This is a genomic window from Mycobacterium mantenii (genome assembly GCF_010731775.1).
GTDB lineage: Bacteria > Actinomycetota > Actinomycetes > Mycobacteriales > Mycobacteriaceae > Mycobacterium > Mycobacterium mantenii.
The window spans coordinates 1,435,386-1,450,062 of the sequence record NZ_AP022590.1; the positions used below are offsets into that span (position 1 = coordinate 1,435,386).

The 14,677-nt window shown below is 67.3% G+C and carries 13 protein-coding genes; 4 read left to right on the forward strand and 9 right to left on the reverse strand.

Annotation, left to right across the window (positions count from 1 at the left end; translation table 11 throughout):
- Positions 1-36: 36 nt before the first annotated feature.
- The 7 genes from G6N50_RS06540 to G6N50_RS06570 form a co-directional block, all read right to left on the reverse strand.
- The gene (locus G6N50_RS06540) at positions 37-291 is read right to left on the reverse strand and encodes a hypothetical protein (RefSeq protein ID WP_083092490.1); all 255 of its coding nucleotides are present in this window, start codon (positions 289-291) and stop codon (positions 37-39) included.
- Positions 292-358: 67 nt separating this feature from the next.
- Positions 359-1,375, reverse strand: coding sequence for a zinc-dependent alcohol dehydrogenase family protein (locus G6N50_RS06545; protein ID WP_083092488.1), 1,017 nt, complete (start codon positions 1,373-1,375; stop codon positions 359-361).
- A 63-nt stretch (positions 1,376-1,438) separates the two neighbouring features.
- The gene (locus tag G6N50_RS06550) at positions 1,439-1,987 is read right to left on the reverse strand and encodes a thioredoxin family protein (RefSeq protein WP_083092486.1); all 549 of its coding nucleotides are present in this window, start codon (positions 1,985-1,987) and stop codon (positions 1,439-1,441) included.
- A gap of 99 nt (positions 1,988-2,086) precedes the next feature.
- Positions 2,087-2,749: a cutinase family protein gene (locus G6N50_RS06555; RefSeq protein ID WP_163650817.1), complete on the reverse strand. Its 663-nt coding sequence runs from the start codon at positions 2,747-2,749 to the stop codon at positions 2,087-2,089.
- A 106-nt stretch (positions 2,750-2,855) separates the two neighbouring features.
- Positions 2,856-3,194 (reverse strand): DUF3253 domain-containing protein, encoded by a 339-nt coding sequence (locus tag G6N50_RS06560; RefSeq protein WP_083092482.1) that lies wholly within the window; start codon positions 3,192-3,194, stop codon positions 2,856-2,858.
- A 60-nt stretch (positions 3,195-3,254) separates the two neighbouring features.
- Positions 3,255-4,028, reverse strand: coding sequence for an enoyl-CoA hydratase/isomerase family protein (locus G6N50_RS06565; RefSeq protein ID WP_083092480.1), 774 nt, complete (start codon positions 4,026-4,028; stop codon positions 3,255-3,257).
- A gap of 60 nt (positions 4,029-4,088) precedes the next feature.
- The gene (locus G6N50_RS06570) at positions 4,089-5,111 is read right to left on the reverse strand and encodes a YhjD/YihY/BrkB family envelope integrity protein (protein ID WP_083092479.1); all 1,023 of its coding nucleotides are present in this window, start codon (positions 5,109-5,111) and stop codon (positions 4,089-4,091) included.
- A gap of 137 nt (positions 5,112-5,248) precedes the next feature.
- Between G6N50_RS06570 and hrpA the strand changes: the two genes are divergently transcribed.
- From hrpA to G6N50_RS06585, 3 genes are all read left to right on the forward strand, one after another.
- Entirely contained in the window at positions 5,249-9,157 is a 3,909-nt protein-coding gene (gene hrpA / locus G6N50_RS06575) for an ATP-dependent RNA helicase HrpA (RefSeq protein ID WP_083092476.1), read from the forward strand.
- Positions 9,158-9,270: 113 nt separating this feature from the next.
- Complete coding sequence (locus G6N50_RS06580; protein ID WP_282957571.1) at positions 9,271-10,782, forward strand: FAD-dependent monooxygenase; 1,512 nt, start codon at positions 9,271-9,273, stop codon at positions 10,780-10,782.
- A gap of 89 nt (positions 10,783-10,871) precedes the next feature.
- Entirely contained in the window at positions 10,872-11,843 is a 972-nt protein-coding gene (locus G6N50_RS06585; RefSeq protein WP_083092650.1) for a hypothetical protein, read from the forward strand.
- A gap of 23 nt (positions 11,844-11,866) precedes the next feature.
- Here G6N50_RS06585 and G6N50_RS06590 read toward each other — a convergent pair whose 3' ends face one another.
- The gene (locus G6N50_RS06590; RefSeq protein WP_082951132.1) at positions 11,867-12,049 is read right to left on the reverse strand and encodes a hypothetical protein; all 183 of its coding nucleotides are present in this window, start codon (positions 12,047-12,049) and stop codon (positions 11,867-11,869) included.
- A 138-nt stretch (positions 12,050-12,187) separates the two neighbouring features.
- Between G6N50_RS06590 and zwf the strand changes: the two genes are divergently transcribed.
- Positions 12,188-13,687, forward strand: coding sequence for a glucose-6-phosphate dehydrogenase (gene zwf, locus G6N50_RS06595; RefSeq protein WP_083092475.1), 1,500 nt, complete (start codon positions 12,188-12,190; stop codon positions 13,685-13,687).
- Positions 13,688-13,714: 27 nt separating this feature from the next.
- Here the strand turns inward: zwf and G6N50_RS06600 are convergent, their stop codons facing one another.
- Positions 13,715-14,638 (reverse strand): class I SAM-dependent methyltransferase, encoded by a 924-nt coding sequence (locus tag G6N50_RS06600; RefSeq protein ID WP_083092473.1) that lies wholly within the window; start codon positions 14,636-14,638, stop codon positions 13,715-13,717.
- Between the last annotated feature and the right edge of the window lie 39 nt (positions 14,639-14,677).

Below are 14,677 nucleotides of genomic sequence, written 5' to 3' on the forward strand. Positions count from 1 at the left end.
CCGCCACCGCGATGAACGCGACGGCGAAAATGCCCGTTAGTTCTCTGAGTTCGGCGTGGGACTCTGCGCAGACTCCCACTTCGCCTCGAGCGAGCGTTTCACCCTGGTGCCGGCCGCCAGATCGAGCTGAAAGGTCTCACCGCCGTCGGCCTCGAACGTGATGAGATACCCCGAGTCGCTGGGGTCCTTGAAGACGACTTTGTAGGGCTGTTCACCCGAGCCGCGGTCCACGGCGATGATGTCGCCAGGGGCCACGTCGTCGATCAGGTCGTTACCGGAGACTTTGGACATACGGTCGACGTTAGCCGAAACAAACGCGGCGACCTTCCGGACCGGACGGCGCAGTGACCGACCTCACCTAGGGCTGCAGGAAGGTCTTGATGGCGCGGCGCTCGTCCATCGCCCGGTAGCCCTCGGCGACCTGCTCGAGGGGCAGGCTCAGGTCGAACACCTTGCCGGGGTTGATCCGTCCGTCGAGCACCGACTCGATCAGGGACGGCAGGAATTGCCGGACCGGGGCCGGTCCGCCGCGCAGCCCGACTTGTTTGGCGAAGAGCTCCTCACCGTTGATGCTGACGTCGTGGGGCACGCCGACGAACCCGACGAAGGCGCCCGGGCGGGCGGAATCGATCGCTTGTTGCATGGCTTGCTCGGTTCCAACGCATTCCAGAACGGCATCGGCGCCGATACCTTCGGTCATGTCCTTGATCGCCGCGACACCGTCGTCGCCGCGTTCGGTGACGATGTCGGTGGCACCGAACTCCCGCGCCAGCTTCTGCCGGGGCTCGTGGCGGCTCATGGCGATGATCCGTTCGGCGCCTATTTCGCGCGCGGCCAGCACCGCACACAAACCCACCGCGCCGTCACCCACCACGGCCACGGTCATGCCGGGAACGACGCCGGCGGCCTCGGCGGCGAACCACCCGGTGCCCATCACGTCCGACAAGGTCAGCAGGTCCGGAAGCGATTCCTTGTCGGGCTGGTCGGGGAGTGCGACCAGACTGCCGTCGGCCACCGGAACCCGCACGTATTCCGCCTGACAGCCGCTCATCAATTGGCCGTGCAGGCACGACGTTTGAACGCCGTTGCGGCAGTTCGGGCAGGTGTTATCGGAAGCGAAGAAGGGCCCGATGACGAACTGGCCGGCCTTGACCGAGCTGACGTCGCTGCCCACGGCCTCGACGACCCCGCAGTATTCGTGACCGAAGGGCGTGGGTTCGGGCACCGGGGTGAGGCCGCGGTACTGCCATAGATCCGAACCGCACACACAGGTGGCGGCGACGCGGACGACCGCGTCGGTGGGGGCGACGATCTCGGGTTCCGGCAGGTCTTCGAATCGGACATCGCCGGCGCCGTAGATGACTGCTCCTCGCATAGCGTCCTTCCTATCGCGGTAGTGGAAGCCCAGCTACCCGATATCGATGCTGTTAACGGCGCCTTAGCGCCATTTGATGCCGCATCCGATGGACGGACGCTGTTCGGGGTTGACCGGTCGCCCGGCGAGCACCGCGTCGACCGCGGCCCGGACGTCCGCGGCGGTGACCGGTCGGCCGTTCTTGGGCCGGGAATCGTCGAGCTGGCCGCGGTAGACCAGTCGACGCTCGCCGTCGAAAACGAATGTGTCCGGCGTGCAGGCGGCCGAGAACGCGCGGGCAACGTCCTGGGTTTCGTCGTAGAGGTATGGGAATGTCCAACCGTGGCCGCGGGCCTCCGCGACCATCTGCTCCGGCCCGTCCTGCGGGTAGGTGACCACGTCATTGCTCGAAATGCCCACCATCGCAACGCCCTGCTCGGCGAGGTCACGACCGAGCGCGGCAAGCCCGGCGGCGACGTGCTTGACGTACGGGCAGTGATTGCAGATGAAGGTGACGACCAGGGCCGGGCCCGTCAGGTCGTCGCGATTGAGCGTGCGGCCGGTGGCCGGCTCGGCCAGCGAGAAGTCCGGTGCGACGGTACCCAGGGCGAGCATGGTGGACTCGATGGCCATGTGGGCCAGGGTATCGCCCACCGAAGTCTGCCGCCTATCGCCGTCGGGCAGCGCGAACCTGAATCGGCGACGGCAAGAGGGGCGGGCTACCGACGCGGATCAGGTGCGCGGCGCGGCCTGGTTGACCTTGTTGGCCGCAAAAGTCGCGGCCTGGGCGGTCATCCCGGCGTCGATGTAGGAAACATGCGCCATGATGTTGCCGCCGCCGGAGCAGATCGGATCGTCGGGCGCGCACAGGCTGGTGACCTTGGAACCGTAGGCCGCGTTGATCGTGGGTAGCGGTTGGCCGCCCCACAGCATGCTGGAGAACTGACTGGTGGGCTCGCCGAAGAGGGCGACGGCGGCGACGTGGTCCGCCACCGAGGGCGGCATCGCGTTGGTGGCCAGGTCGATCACCGTCGAGCCCTGGGAGTAGCCGCCGAGCACGATCCTAGAGTTCGGGCAGTTGGCCACGACGTCCTGGATGTGTGCGCTCGCGTCATTGGCACCGGCATTGGCGCTGTTGTGGTAGTCGTCGTTGGCGGGGTAGTTGACCGCGTAGACGTCGACGGACTTGCCCCCGAGCTGCGAGGTGAGCGAGTCGACGAACGCCTGCCCGATGTTGCCCAGACCGGGCTCCTGGTGGGTGCCCCGGGCGAAAACCACCGAGACATCCGAGCAGGGATCGGCCGTGGCGCTCGGATTCCCCATGGGTGCACTCAGCAGCGCCCACGCCGTCACAACCGAGATACCAACCAACCGAGCAAGTCTGCGTGCACTCATGCCGAAATCCTGTCATATCGCCGGGCGCGACGGTGTCGGCGGTTGGCGCTACGGCGACAACGCCGCGTGTGCCAGCCGAATGGAGCTGCAACGCAATGCCTTACGCTCATCCGGTGGTGCGGATACGAATGGGGCCGGACCAGTCGCCGTCGGGGTCGACGACGCTGCCGCGCTGGGTGATCTGCACGCCACCCGATCGGGCGAGTCGCCGTGCGGCCGCCCGGGCCTCGTCCATCAACTCGCGCCAATCGTCGCCGCCCACCGCGCGGGCCGCGTCCGACGGGCAGATGCTGCTTTTCGGGCCACGATGCTCGGCCAGCGCGCGGATCGACGACTCGAGCCGCTGCCTCATCGGCCCGTTGCCGAGGGCGATTTCGGCGTGGTCGGCGCCGCGGCCACCACCGGCGAGCGCACGACCCAGCTCGGCGCGCAATCGCTCACCCATCCCACCAGTCAAGGCCACCGCGCCACCACTCGTCGACCGTTCTGCCCGCGGCACCGCCTGTCATCGGCCGCGCCACTGCGGCTTGCGCTTCTCGGCCCAGGCCCGCAGCCCCTCGGCGACGTCGTCGGTCGCACCGGCCACCTTGCGCATGGTCTCGCCGAAGCGCACGGATTCGATCCAGCCCATGTCGGCAGTCCGCCACGCCACCTCCTTGGTCGCCCGCTGGGCCAGGGGCGCGGCCTCGGTGAGGGTCCGGGCCCAGGCCTGGGCTTCGGCCTGAAGTTGGTCGGGCTCGACCAGCTTCCAGACCAGACCGATCTCTTTGGCCCGCTCGGCGCTCATCGGCTTTCCGGTCAACAGCAACTCCATGGCGTTGGCCCACCCGACCCGATGCGGAAGCCGGATGGCTCCGACGATGGTGGGCACCCCGATCGATACCTCGGGGAAGCAGAAGGTGGCCTCGGTGCTGGCGATGACGAAGTCGCAAAACAACACCCCGGTCACCCCGTAGCCGATGCAGGGACCGTGCACGGCGGCGATGGTGGGCTTGAACAATTCCATGCCGGATTCGAACGAGTTGATTGTCGGTTTCTCCCAGAAGGTGCCGCCGAAGGTGCCGACCGAGCCCTCGCCGTCCTTGAGGTCGCCGCCGGCACAAAAGACGCTGCCGTTGGCCGTCAGGATCCCCACCCACGCGTCCAGGTCGTCGCGGAAGCGATCCCAGGCGGCGTTGAGGTCCTGGCGAAGGGCGCCGTTGATGGCGTTGCGCGCCTCGGGACGGTTTAGGGTGATGGTGGCAACGTGGTCTTGCAGCTCATAGGTGACCAGACTCATGACTTCAGACTATTGCGCCCGGGCCCACGGCCACGCCTGATGCCGCGAACAAGCCCCGTTTCATGGTGTCCGCGGGCGGCGGAAATCATGGAATATCGCCAGGCGCCCAACGGTTTTCGCGGGTAGGCGCTTGACGTCGTCGAAATGCACGCTGACCCGTTCGAAGGCTTTGACCCGTTCGGCCTTGACCTTCTTGGTGTAGGTCCGCCGATCCGCCAACGTCAAATCGGCGTCGTCGCTGAACGCGCCCAGCAACGCGCGCGGGTAGAGACGCTCCACCAAGACGACATTGACCTCGGCGCAGATCACCAGCGCCATCGACGCGAGGAACAGAAACGCCAGCGCCCCCAACACCAGGGCGAACACACTGTTGGTGGCGCTCGCCCTTTTGACCGTGTGCGCGACATAGCCGGCGCCGAACCACTGCAGCATCTGCCAAATGAGCGCCGCGGCAACCGCTCCCGGCAGCACCTGCCGGTACGTCAATGCCCGCGCGGTCGTCACGCGAAAGGCCACCAGGCAGATCAACGCGTTGATCGCGACGGCGACGAGCACCAGACCGATCTTGCTGAAAATGCCGAGCGCCCCGGTGGCGTGGCCCGCCGCGGCCAAGACGGTGGCCGCGATGGCGGCCGAGCCGAGCACCAACAACAACATGAGGCTGCGCAGGCGCGATCGGATCGGGTTGGGGCGCTTGTGCTTCGGCACCGCCCACACCGTGTCCATCGCGTTCTGCAGCGCCTGTCCCACGCCCAGTCCGCCGTAGAGCGCGCCGAGCAGGCCGACGACCACGCCCACCGTGCCCCCGCTGAGTCCCTCGGGATGATGCAGCTGGGTACCGAGCACCGGGAACTGGCTCAAGGTGCTGTGCAGCACCTGTGCTTGCAGATCGGGCCGGCCGGCCAGGACCACCCCCAGGCCGGTGGTCAGCAGCAGTAGCAGCGGAAACAGCGACACCAGCCCGTAATAGGTGATCAGGGCGGCTAGGTAACCACCCTGATCGTCATTGAATTTGTAGACGACACCGACGATCACGCCGACGATTCGATTCCGCCGCTGCAGCTCGTCCAGCCAACCGACCATCGTCGATCACTTCCCCCACAAGCCGGCATCCAATTCGATGCATTCGCCGGGTGATACCCGAATTCGGCTGCCATCAACCCCGCCGGTCACCCCGAAGCGGTGGGGTCGCGGTTGCGCGAGTGCCTACTCTGTGCGGGGTGGCCGAACCGTCCGTAGCGCAACTGCGCAAACAGCTCGACGGTGTACCCCTGCGCGACGCCGCCCGCATCGGCCGACGCCTGAAGAACCTCCGCGGCGCCTCGCCCGAAAAGCTGCGGCAGCTGGCCGAACAGATCGCCGCGGCGCACAAGGTCGTCGCCGCCCGGCAGGCCGCCGTGCCCACGGTCACCTACCCCGACCTGCCGGTCAGCGAGCGCCGCCGGGAAATTGCCGACGCGATACGGGCAAATCAGGTGGTCGTCATCGCCGGGGAGACCGGGTCGGGGAAGACCACGCAGTTACCCAAGATCTGTCTCGAGGCAGGCCGCGGTATCCGCGGAACCATCGGGCACACCCAGCCCCGCCGCCTGGCCGCCCGCACCGTCGCGCAGCGCATCGCCGACGAGCTGGGCGGCCCGCTCGGCGACGCCGTCGGCTATACCGTGCGGTTCACCGACCAGGTCAGCGACCGCACGCTGATCAAGCTGATGACCGACGGCATCCTGCTCGCCGAGATCCAGCGCGACCGCCGTCTGCTGCGCTACGACACGCTGATCCTCGACGAGGCCCACGAGCGCAGCCTCAATATCGATTTCCTGCTCGGCTACCTGCGCGAGTTGCTGCCGCGCCGCCCAGACCTGAAGGTGATCATCACCTCGGCCACGATCGAGCCCCAGCGCTTCGCCGCGCACTTCGAGAACGCGCCCATCATCGAGGTGTCCGGGCGGACATATCCGGTCGAGGTGCGCTACCGGCCGCTGGAGGTCGCCGTGCCGTCCGTCTCCGACGACGATCCCGACGACCCCGACCACGAAATCGTGCGAACCCAGATCCGCGACGAGCTCGAGGCGATCGTCGACGCCATCGGCGAACTCGAGGCCGAGCCGCCGGGCGACATCCTGGTCTTTCTCTCGGGGGAGCGCGAGATCCGCGACACCGCAGAGGCTTTGAGCGGCCTCAAGCACACCGAGGTGCTCCCGCTGTACGCCCGGCTCCCCACCGCCGAACAACAGAAGGTGTTCGCGCCCCACACCGGGCGCCGTGTCGTGCTGGCGACCAATGTCGCCGAAACCTCGTTGACCGTCCCGGGGATCCGCTATGTCATCGACCCGGGCAATGCCCGCATTTCGCGCTACAGCCGCCGGTTGAAGGTGCAGCGGCTGCCGATCGAGCCCATCTCGCAGGCGTCGGCCGCACAGCGGGCCGGCCGGTGCGGCCGCGTCGCCCCCGGCGTGTGCATACGGCTCTACTCCGAGCAGGACTTCGCGGTCCGGCCGCGCTACACCGACCCCGAGATACTGCGGACCAACCTCGCCGCCGTGCTGCTGCAGATGGCGGCCCTGCAGCTCGGCGACATCGAGGAATTTCCCTTCCTCGATCCGCCGGATCGGCGCAGCGTCCGCGACGGCGCGCAGCTGCTGGCCGAACTCGGCGCGTTCGACGGCCACGGCGCGATCACCGACCTCGGTCGCCGCCTGGCACGCCTGCCCGTCGATCCGAGGCTGGGCCGGATGATTCTGCAGGCACAGACCGAGGGGTGTGTGCGCGAAATGTTGGTGTTGGCCGCGGCGCTCACGATCCCGGATCCGCGGGAACGGCCAAGCGACCGCGAGGAGGCGGCCCGCGACAAGCATGCCCGTTTCGCCGACGAGCACTCCGACTTCATGTCCTACCTCAACCTGTGGCGCTATCTGCGTGAGAAACGGAAGTCGTTATCCGGCAATGCGTTTCGACGGATGTGCCGTTCGGAGTTTCTGCACTATCTGCGCATTCGCGAGTGGCAGGACCTGGTCGGGCAGCTGCGCAGCATCGCCCGCGACCTGGGCATCGTCGAAGACGCATCGTCGGATGAGCCGGCCGATCCGGCGCGGGTGCATGCGGCGCTGCTTGCGGGGCTGCTGTCGCACGTGGGCATGCGGCGCGAAGACACCCGCGAGTATCTGGGCGCGCGCAACTCGCACTTCGTCCTGGCACCCGGCTCGGTGCTCACCAAACGGCCACCGCGCTGGGTCGTCGTCGCGGAGCTGGTCGAGACGAGCCGGCTGTACGGGCGAACGGCGGCCCGCACGCAGCCCGAGGTGGTGGAGCGGGTCGCGGGCGACCTGGTGCAGCGCACCTACAGCGAACCGCACTGGGACGCCGCGCGCGGCGAGGTGCTGGCCTACGAGCGGGTGACGCTGTACGGGCTGCCGCTCGTCGCGCGCCGCCGCGTCGGATACGCCCGCATCGAGCCGGTGGTGGCGCGGGAATTGTTCATCCGCCATGCGCTGGTCGAAGGACAGTGGCACACCCGCCATCACTTCTTCCGCGACAACGCACGGCTGCGGGCCGAGCTCGAGGAGCTGGAGGAGCGGGCCCGCCGCCGCGACCTGCTGGTCGGCGACGACGACGTGTATGCGCTCTACGACGCCCGGGTTCCCGCCCATGTCGTCTCGGCGCGGCACTTCGACTCCTGGTGGAAAAAGCAGCGACACAAGAAACCGGACCTGCTCACCTTCGCCCGCGTCGACCTGCTGCGCACCGACGAGACGGGCGACACGGACCGGCCGAACACATGGCGGACGGGCGATGTCGCGCTGCCGCTGACCTACCGGTTCGAGCCCGGCGCCGCCGACGACGGGGTCACCGTGCATGTGCCCATCGACGTGCTGGCCCGCCTGGGCGGCGATGAGTTCGCCTGGCAGGTCCCGGCGCTGCGCGAGGAGCTGGTGACCGCGCTCATCCGCTCGCTGCCGAAAGACCTGCGCCGCAACTTCGTTCCCGCCCCGGACACGGCCCGCGCGGTGCTGTCCGCAATCGACCCGACCGGTGAACCGCTGCTGCTGGCGCTGCAACGCGAATTACGCCGTCGGACTGGAATTTTGGTGCCGGTCGATGCCTTCGACCTGGACAGGCTGCCATCGCATTTGCGGGTCACGTTCGCGGTCGAGTCCGGCGACGGCACCGAGGTGGCCCGCGGCAAGGATCTGGGGGTACTGCAGGAACGGCTCACCACGCCGGCCCGGCAGGCCGTCGCGCAGGCGGTGGCGGGCGAGCTGGAACGGACGGGGTTGCGCGGCTGGCCCGAGGACCTCGAAGAACTGCCGCGCGTCGTGGAACGCACGATCGACGGGCGCACCGTGCGGGGCTTTCCGGCGTTGGTCGACTCGGGTGCCAACGTCGACCTCCGCGTGTTCGCCACCTCGTCGGAGCAGGATCGGACAATGGCACCCGGCATCCGGCGGCTGGTGCGGCTCAGCGTCGCATCACCGGTCAAAGCTATTGCGCGTCAACTTGATCCGCGTTCCCGGTTGGCCCTCGGCAGCAACCCGGACGGCGACTTGAGTGCGCTGCTGGAGGACTGCGCCGACGCCGCGACCGACGCCCTCGTGGCCGCGCCGGTGTGGACCCGTGCGGAGTTCGTCGCGCTGCAACAGCGGGCAGGAAAGTCCTTGCTGCCCACTACCGTCGACATCGTGCACCGCGTCGAGAAGGTACTGGCCGCCGCTCAGGAGGTCCAACTCGTGGTGCCCGAAAACCCGCCGCCCGCGCAGGCCGATGCGATCGCCGACATCCGTGTCCAGCTGAATCGGCTGTTGCCGGCCGGGTTCGTCACCGCCACCGGCGCCGCACACCTCGCCGATCTCACTCGCTACCTGCTCGCGATCCGCCGCCGCCTCGACGGCCTGGCCCACGGGATCCAGGCCGATCGAGAGCGGATGCAGCGGGTGCTGTCCGTGCAGGACGCCTACGACGAGCTGGTGCGCGAGCTGCCGCAGCCGGCAACGACAGCCGCCGGCGTACGCGATATCTCCAAGCAGATCGAGGAATTCAGGGTCAGCCTGTGGGCCCAGCAACTCGGCACGCCCCGCCCGGTCAGCGAGCAGCGGATCTACCGCGCGATCGACGCCGTGCGCGACGCTTTGTGATCGATTCCCCCCGCCACTTTCAACCTATAACGCATCAGGGGACTTGCCGCAAGACCCGGGTGATGATGCAAAATCGCTGTCCTCAACCAGAATTCGGTCGAATCGGGGGCGAAGTGGATGTTTCGGGGTTCTCGGGGAGCTCGCGCGGCGACGTCGAACATGCGGTGCTCATCGCCGGCGGTGGCCCGACGGGGCTGATGCTGGCGGGCGAACTGGCTTTGGCGGGGGTCGACGCCGCCATTGTCGAGCGTCGCACCAGCCAGCACCTGATCGGTGCTCGCGCCGGCGGTCTGCATTCCCGCACCATCGAGGTTCTCGACCAGCGTGGCATCGCAGATCGATTCCTGTCCCGGGGCAAGGTGGCGCAGGTCGCCGGCTTCTCCCAGATCCGGTTGGACATCAGCGACTTTCCCACCCGGCACCCCTACGGACTCGCGCTGTGGCAGAACGAGATCGAACAGATCCTGGCCGACTGGATCCGCGAACTCGGCGTACCGATCTATCGCGGCGAAGAGGTCACGACTTTCGCGCAGGACGACAACGTCGTCGACGTCAGTTTGTCCGGCGGCCGGGTGATGCGCGGCCAGTATCTCGTGGGGTGCGACGGCGGACGCAGCGTCATCCGCAAGGCGGCCGGTATCGAGTTTCCGGGGTGGGACCCGACGAGGAGCTATCTACTCGCCGAGGTCCAGATGGATGCCGCGACCGGGCAAACCCCGCAGTGGGGCATCCGCCACGACGCGCTCGGTGTCCATGCCATGTCCACCGTTGAGGAGGGCGGCCCGGTGCGGGTCATGGTCACTGAGCGGCACCTTGGACCCGCCACCGAACCCACGCTGCGCGACCTGAGTGAGGCACTCGTCGCCGTGTATGGGATCGACTTCGGAATCCATAGCCCCACGTGGGTTTCCCGATTCACCGATGCGGCGCGGCAGGCCGCTGCCTATCGGCGCGGACGGGTCTTGCTCGCCGGCGACGCCGCGCACATCCATCACCCGGTGGGCGGCCAGGGCCTCAACACCGGCGTGCAGGACGCGGTGAATCTGGGCTGGAAGCTTTCTCAGGTGGTCAACAAGACATCGCCCGACAGCCTCCTCGACAGCTACCACGCCGAACGCCACCCGGTCGCGCAGCGCGTGCTGCGCAACGCGTTGGCGCAGATGGCGCTCCTGCACCCCGACGAGCGCACGAAGGCGCTGCGCGACACCGTGTCCGACCTTCTCGGCATGGACGAACCCCGCAAACGCTTCGCCGCGATGATGTCCGGGCTGGACATCTGTTACGACCTGGGTGCGGGGCACCCGCTGGTGGGGCGCCGCATGCCCGACTTGGACCTTGTCACCACCGACGGCCCGCTGCGCGTGTTCGACCTGATGCGTGATGCCCGCCCGCTGCTGCTTCATTTCAGCGGCCGCACCGACACCGGGTCCCGAACGGACCGGGTGCGCGTGGTTGACGCGAAACATGTTGACTCGTTTGTGCTTCCGGTGCTGGGCCCGGTGAGCGCACCGCCGGCGGTGTTGATCCGGCCGGACGGACACGTCGCGTGGGTGGGCACCCGAACCGACCCGGAACTCCGCGACGCCCTCGCCACCTGGTTCGGGCCGCGCGCCCCCGCGACGTGAGGACGATGTGCGCAGGAAAGGGTGACTTGTATCGGATGGCGCAGGGTGTAACGTGCGTGTTCGCTGTTCAAGAGCAGGAAGCGCGCACCGTGGACATGGCAACCGACCAACCCCCGACACCGCCCGTGAATTGGGCCGAGGCCCAACCCTTGCTCCGGCCCGTGCTGCGCCCACAAAGTTACGTCAACCACCTGGTCAACACCGGGGCTCAGCCCTGGGTCCGCGTGGTGTTCCCGTTCATCAACGAGATGGTTGTGGTCGACCTGCCCACGGTGCGGGCAATGGTGACCCCGGCCGAAACGGATGCCTGGGCCATCACCGGTGATCAAGCCTTCGCGGTGGCCAGGCAGAATCTTTCCGCGCGCCAACAGGTCTTCGCGCCGGGCGAGAAGTTGCTGTTGAAGGACGCGGACGGCGACACCTATGTCGATTCTCTGATCCTCGCCGCCGGTTGGCTGGGTTCGCTCGCGGTGCCCGGCGCCCCCCGCCCGCTGGTGTTCTTCCCCGGCGACGGCGTACTGCTGCTCGGCACCGACGCGCCCGACGACGCCGCGGAGCTCTTCGAGGCCGCCGAGCGGATGTACCTCGATGCCGAGCAACCCATCTCGCCGCAGGGCTACACGATCGAGGGCAGCATCATCGCGCCGTTCGATCAGGCTGGCCCGCACCCCCTGCGGGAGTTGGCATTGCGGGCTCGAACCCTCTTGGCCACAAGGGAATACAACCATCAGAGCGAATTCCTGCGGGCGCACTACGCGCGTGAATTGTTCCCGCAACACGTCGGCGAAGCGCAGATGATCGAGACGGACTGGGGCCCGCGCACCATCACCGTGTGGGGGGAAGGCGTCCCCTGGGAGCTGCCGCAAACCGACTACGTGACCTTCTTGGCCGGCGATCCGTCGAACGACAAGTTCACCGTCCCGTTCCCGACGGTCGTCGACGCGGTGGGCATCCTTCCCGTTGCGGGGATCAATCCGGTCCGCTACCGCGCCAATGAATGGCCGAGACCAGAGCTGCTGGCGACGCTGCGGGCGCATGCCGTCGACCTGCCGAGCGGATGACGCTGTCCAGTCCGGGCGTCCCGTCAGTCCGGCGGCTCGTTAGCCGAGCCTCGGACATCCGCTTGTTCCCGGTCGCTGCGGTTGCCGGGAACGCCTTCGGCCTCGCTTTCCTCGGTAACTTTCTCTTCGAGTTGATCGACGATGTGTTCCAGCTCCTGAGCGCGGCTCAGCGGGTCTTTGTCGGGTTTGGTCATATCGCTTTCCATTGGCCTGGGTGGCGGACGACGGGCACCAGCGCCGGGGCCCCGCCGCTATTCAATACCCGATCGCGCGTTCGCTAACCAGACCCCGCCGCCCCCGGAACGGACGAGACACAGCGCCGCTGCGGTGGAAGTATCGCAAGAGTGGCTACCGAGAAACCCCAGACCATCGCTTACCCGGGTGCCGACGCCCGCCCGCGTCGCCACCACTCCGACCCGCTCGACCCGCACGTCATCGTCCTTTTCGGCGCGACGGGCGATCTGGCGAAACGAAAGCTGATCCCCGGCCTGGCGTACCTGGACCAGTCCGAATTGGCGCCCAATATCCAGATCGTCGCCACGTCGTTGGAAGACCTGAGTCAGGACGAATTCCGGGAAATCGCCAAGGAGGCCATCGATTCCTTCGGCACCCACAAGCTCACGCCCGAACAGTGGGCGAACTTCGCCGATATCGTCCGCTACGTCCCACAGAGCGCCGGGCCCGAGGCGCTGGCCGAGGCGGTGGCGCAGGCCGAGGACAACTTGGGGCCCAACGTCCGGCGATTGCACTACCTGTCGGTGCCGCCCAAGGCGGCACGCGCCGTGATCACCATGCTGAGCGACGCCAAGCTGGTAGAACGCTCGCGGGTGGTGATGGAGAAGCCGTTCGGCACCGATCTGGCCAGCGCGGTGGCGCTCAACGACTTCGTGCACGAAACCTTCGAGGAATCCCAGATTTTCCGTATCGATCACTTCTTGGGCAAGGAAGCCGCGCAGAACATCTTGGCGTTCCGCTTCGCCAACGGCCTGTTCGAGCCGATCTGGAATCGCAACTTCATCGACCATATCCAGATCGACATTCCCGAGGAGCTGGGCCTGGACCAGCGGGCGAACTTCTACGAAGAGACCGGTGCGTACAAGGACATGGTGGTAACCCACCTGTTTCAGGTGATGGCGTTCGTGGTGATGGAGCCGCCGACGGCGCTCGAACCGTTTGCCATCAGCGAAGAGAAAAACAAGGTGTTCCGGTCGATGCTGCCGGTCAAGCCGTCCAATGTGGTCCGCGGTCAGTACAGCGGATACCGCGACGAGGACGGGGTGGCAAAGGATTCCGACACCGAGACGTTTATCGCGCTCAAAGTCGGCATCGACAACTGGCGATGGGCCGGGGTGCCCATCTACCTGCGCACCGGCAAGAAGATGGCCGAGGGTATCCGCATCATCTCGATCGCGTTCAAAGAGGCGCCGCGAACCATGTTCCCGCCCGGATCCGGCGTCGGGACCCAGGGTCCCGATCACCTCACGTTCGATCTCGCCGACAACTCGAAGGTTTCGCTGTCCTTCTACGGCAAGCGTCCCGGCCCCGGGATGAAGCTGGACAAGCTGTCCATGCAGTTTTCCTCACAGGAGATCGACACCGTCGTGGACGTGCTGGAGGCCTACGAACGGCTGATCCTCGATGCGATGCGGGGCGACCACACGCTGTTCAATACGGCCGAAGGCATCGAATCATTGTGGGAGCGTTCGGAAGATCTCCTCACCGATCCGCCGCCGGCCAAGCTGTATCAGCCAGGCACATGGGGACCCAACGCCATCCACCAATTGATCGCGCCCAATGCGTGGCGACTGCCCTTCGAGCGCGAGTGGCGGGAGGCCAGGTCATAGCGGAAGCGCCGCGAAAGCACCTCGGTTTCAGTTTAATTCGGCACTGAGGTAACTGATCGCGTGCCGGAAGTGCTTGAGGATTTCGTTGTCGGGTAGCACGAATCCGTATTGGGCATAGACCTGTTCGGTGGGGTGGCGGGTGACGTTCCAGCCGGTGCCGGCCAGGTGTTCAGCGGCCGGGCGCCGCTCGCCGAGCCAGACCAGCTCGGCGACGTCGATGTCCAGTCCGTGCTGACGCCAGGCGCTGCGCATCGCCCGGGCCCGTTCGTCGGTGAATACGCTCATGTCGGTGATGTTTTCCGTGGCCAGCCGGCTGCCCGGGGCGCTGAGCGCGGTGATGTTGTCCAGCAGCCGGTCCTGGGCTTCGGGCGGTAGATAGGGCAGCAGGCCCTCGGCGATCCAGGCGGTGGGGGAGTTGGCGTCAAAGCCGCTGTGGCGCAGCGCCGTTGGCCAGTCATCGCGAAGATCGATCGCGACGGTGCGGCGCTCGGCGGCCGGCTCGGCACCGATCTGGTCGAGCGTGTCGGTCTTGAAGGCGATGACTTCTGGCTGGTCGACCTCGAAAACCACGGTGCCCGCGGGCCACGACAATCGATAGGCCCGCGCGTCGAGCCCGGCGGCCAAGATGACGGCCTGCCGGATTCCGGCCGCGGTGGCCGCGCCGAAGAAGTCGTCGAAAAACCTGGTCCGCACCGTAATCTGCTCGCGCCGCTGCTGCAGGGTCATCGGCATGTCATCGGTGTCGAGCGGGATTTGGCCATCCAGCATGCGGGTGAAGAAGGGGTGCCCGACGGCCCGCACCAGCGGCTCGGCGAACTTGTCATCGAGCAGTGGGTCGGGCTCGCGGGACGCCATCGCCCGGGAGGCCGCCACCATGGTCGCGGTCGCGCCCACGCTCGATTCCAGGTCCCAGCTGTCGCCCTCGGTTCGCGCCGAATCAGTTGATGACATTCGTTTTCCCCTTCCGGGATCCATCCACCGCGTCGGCCA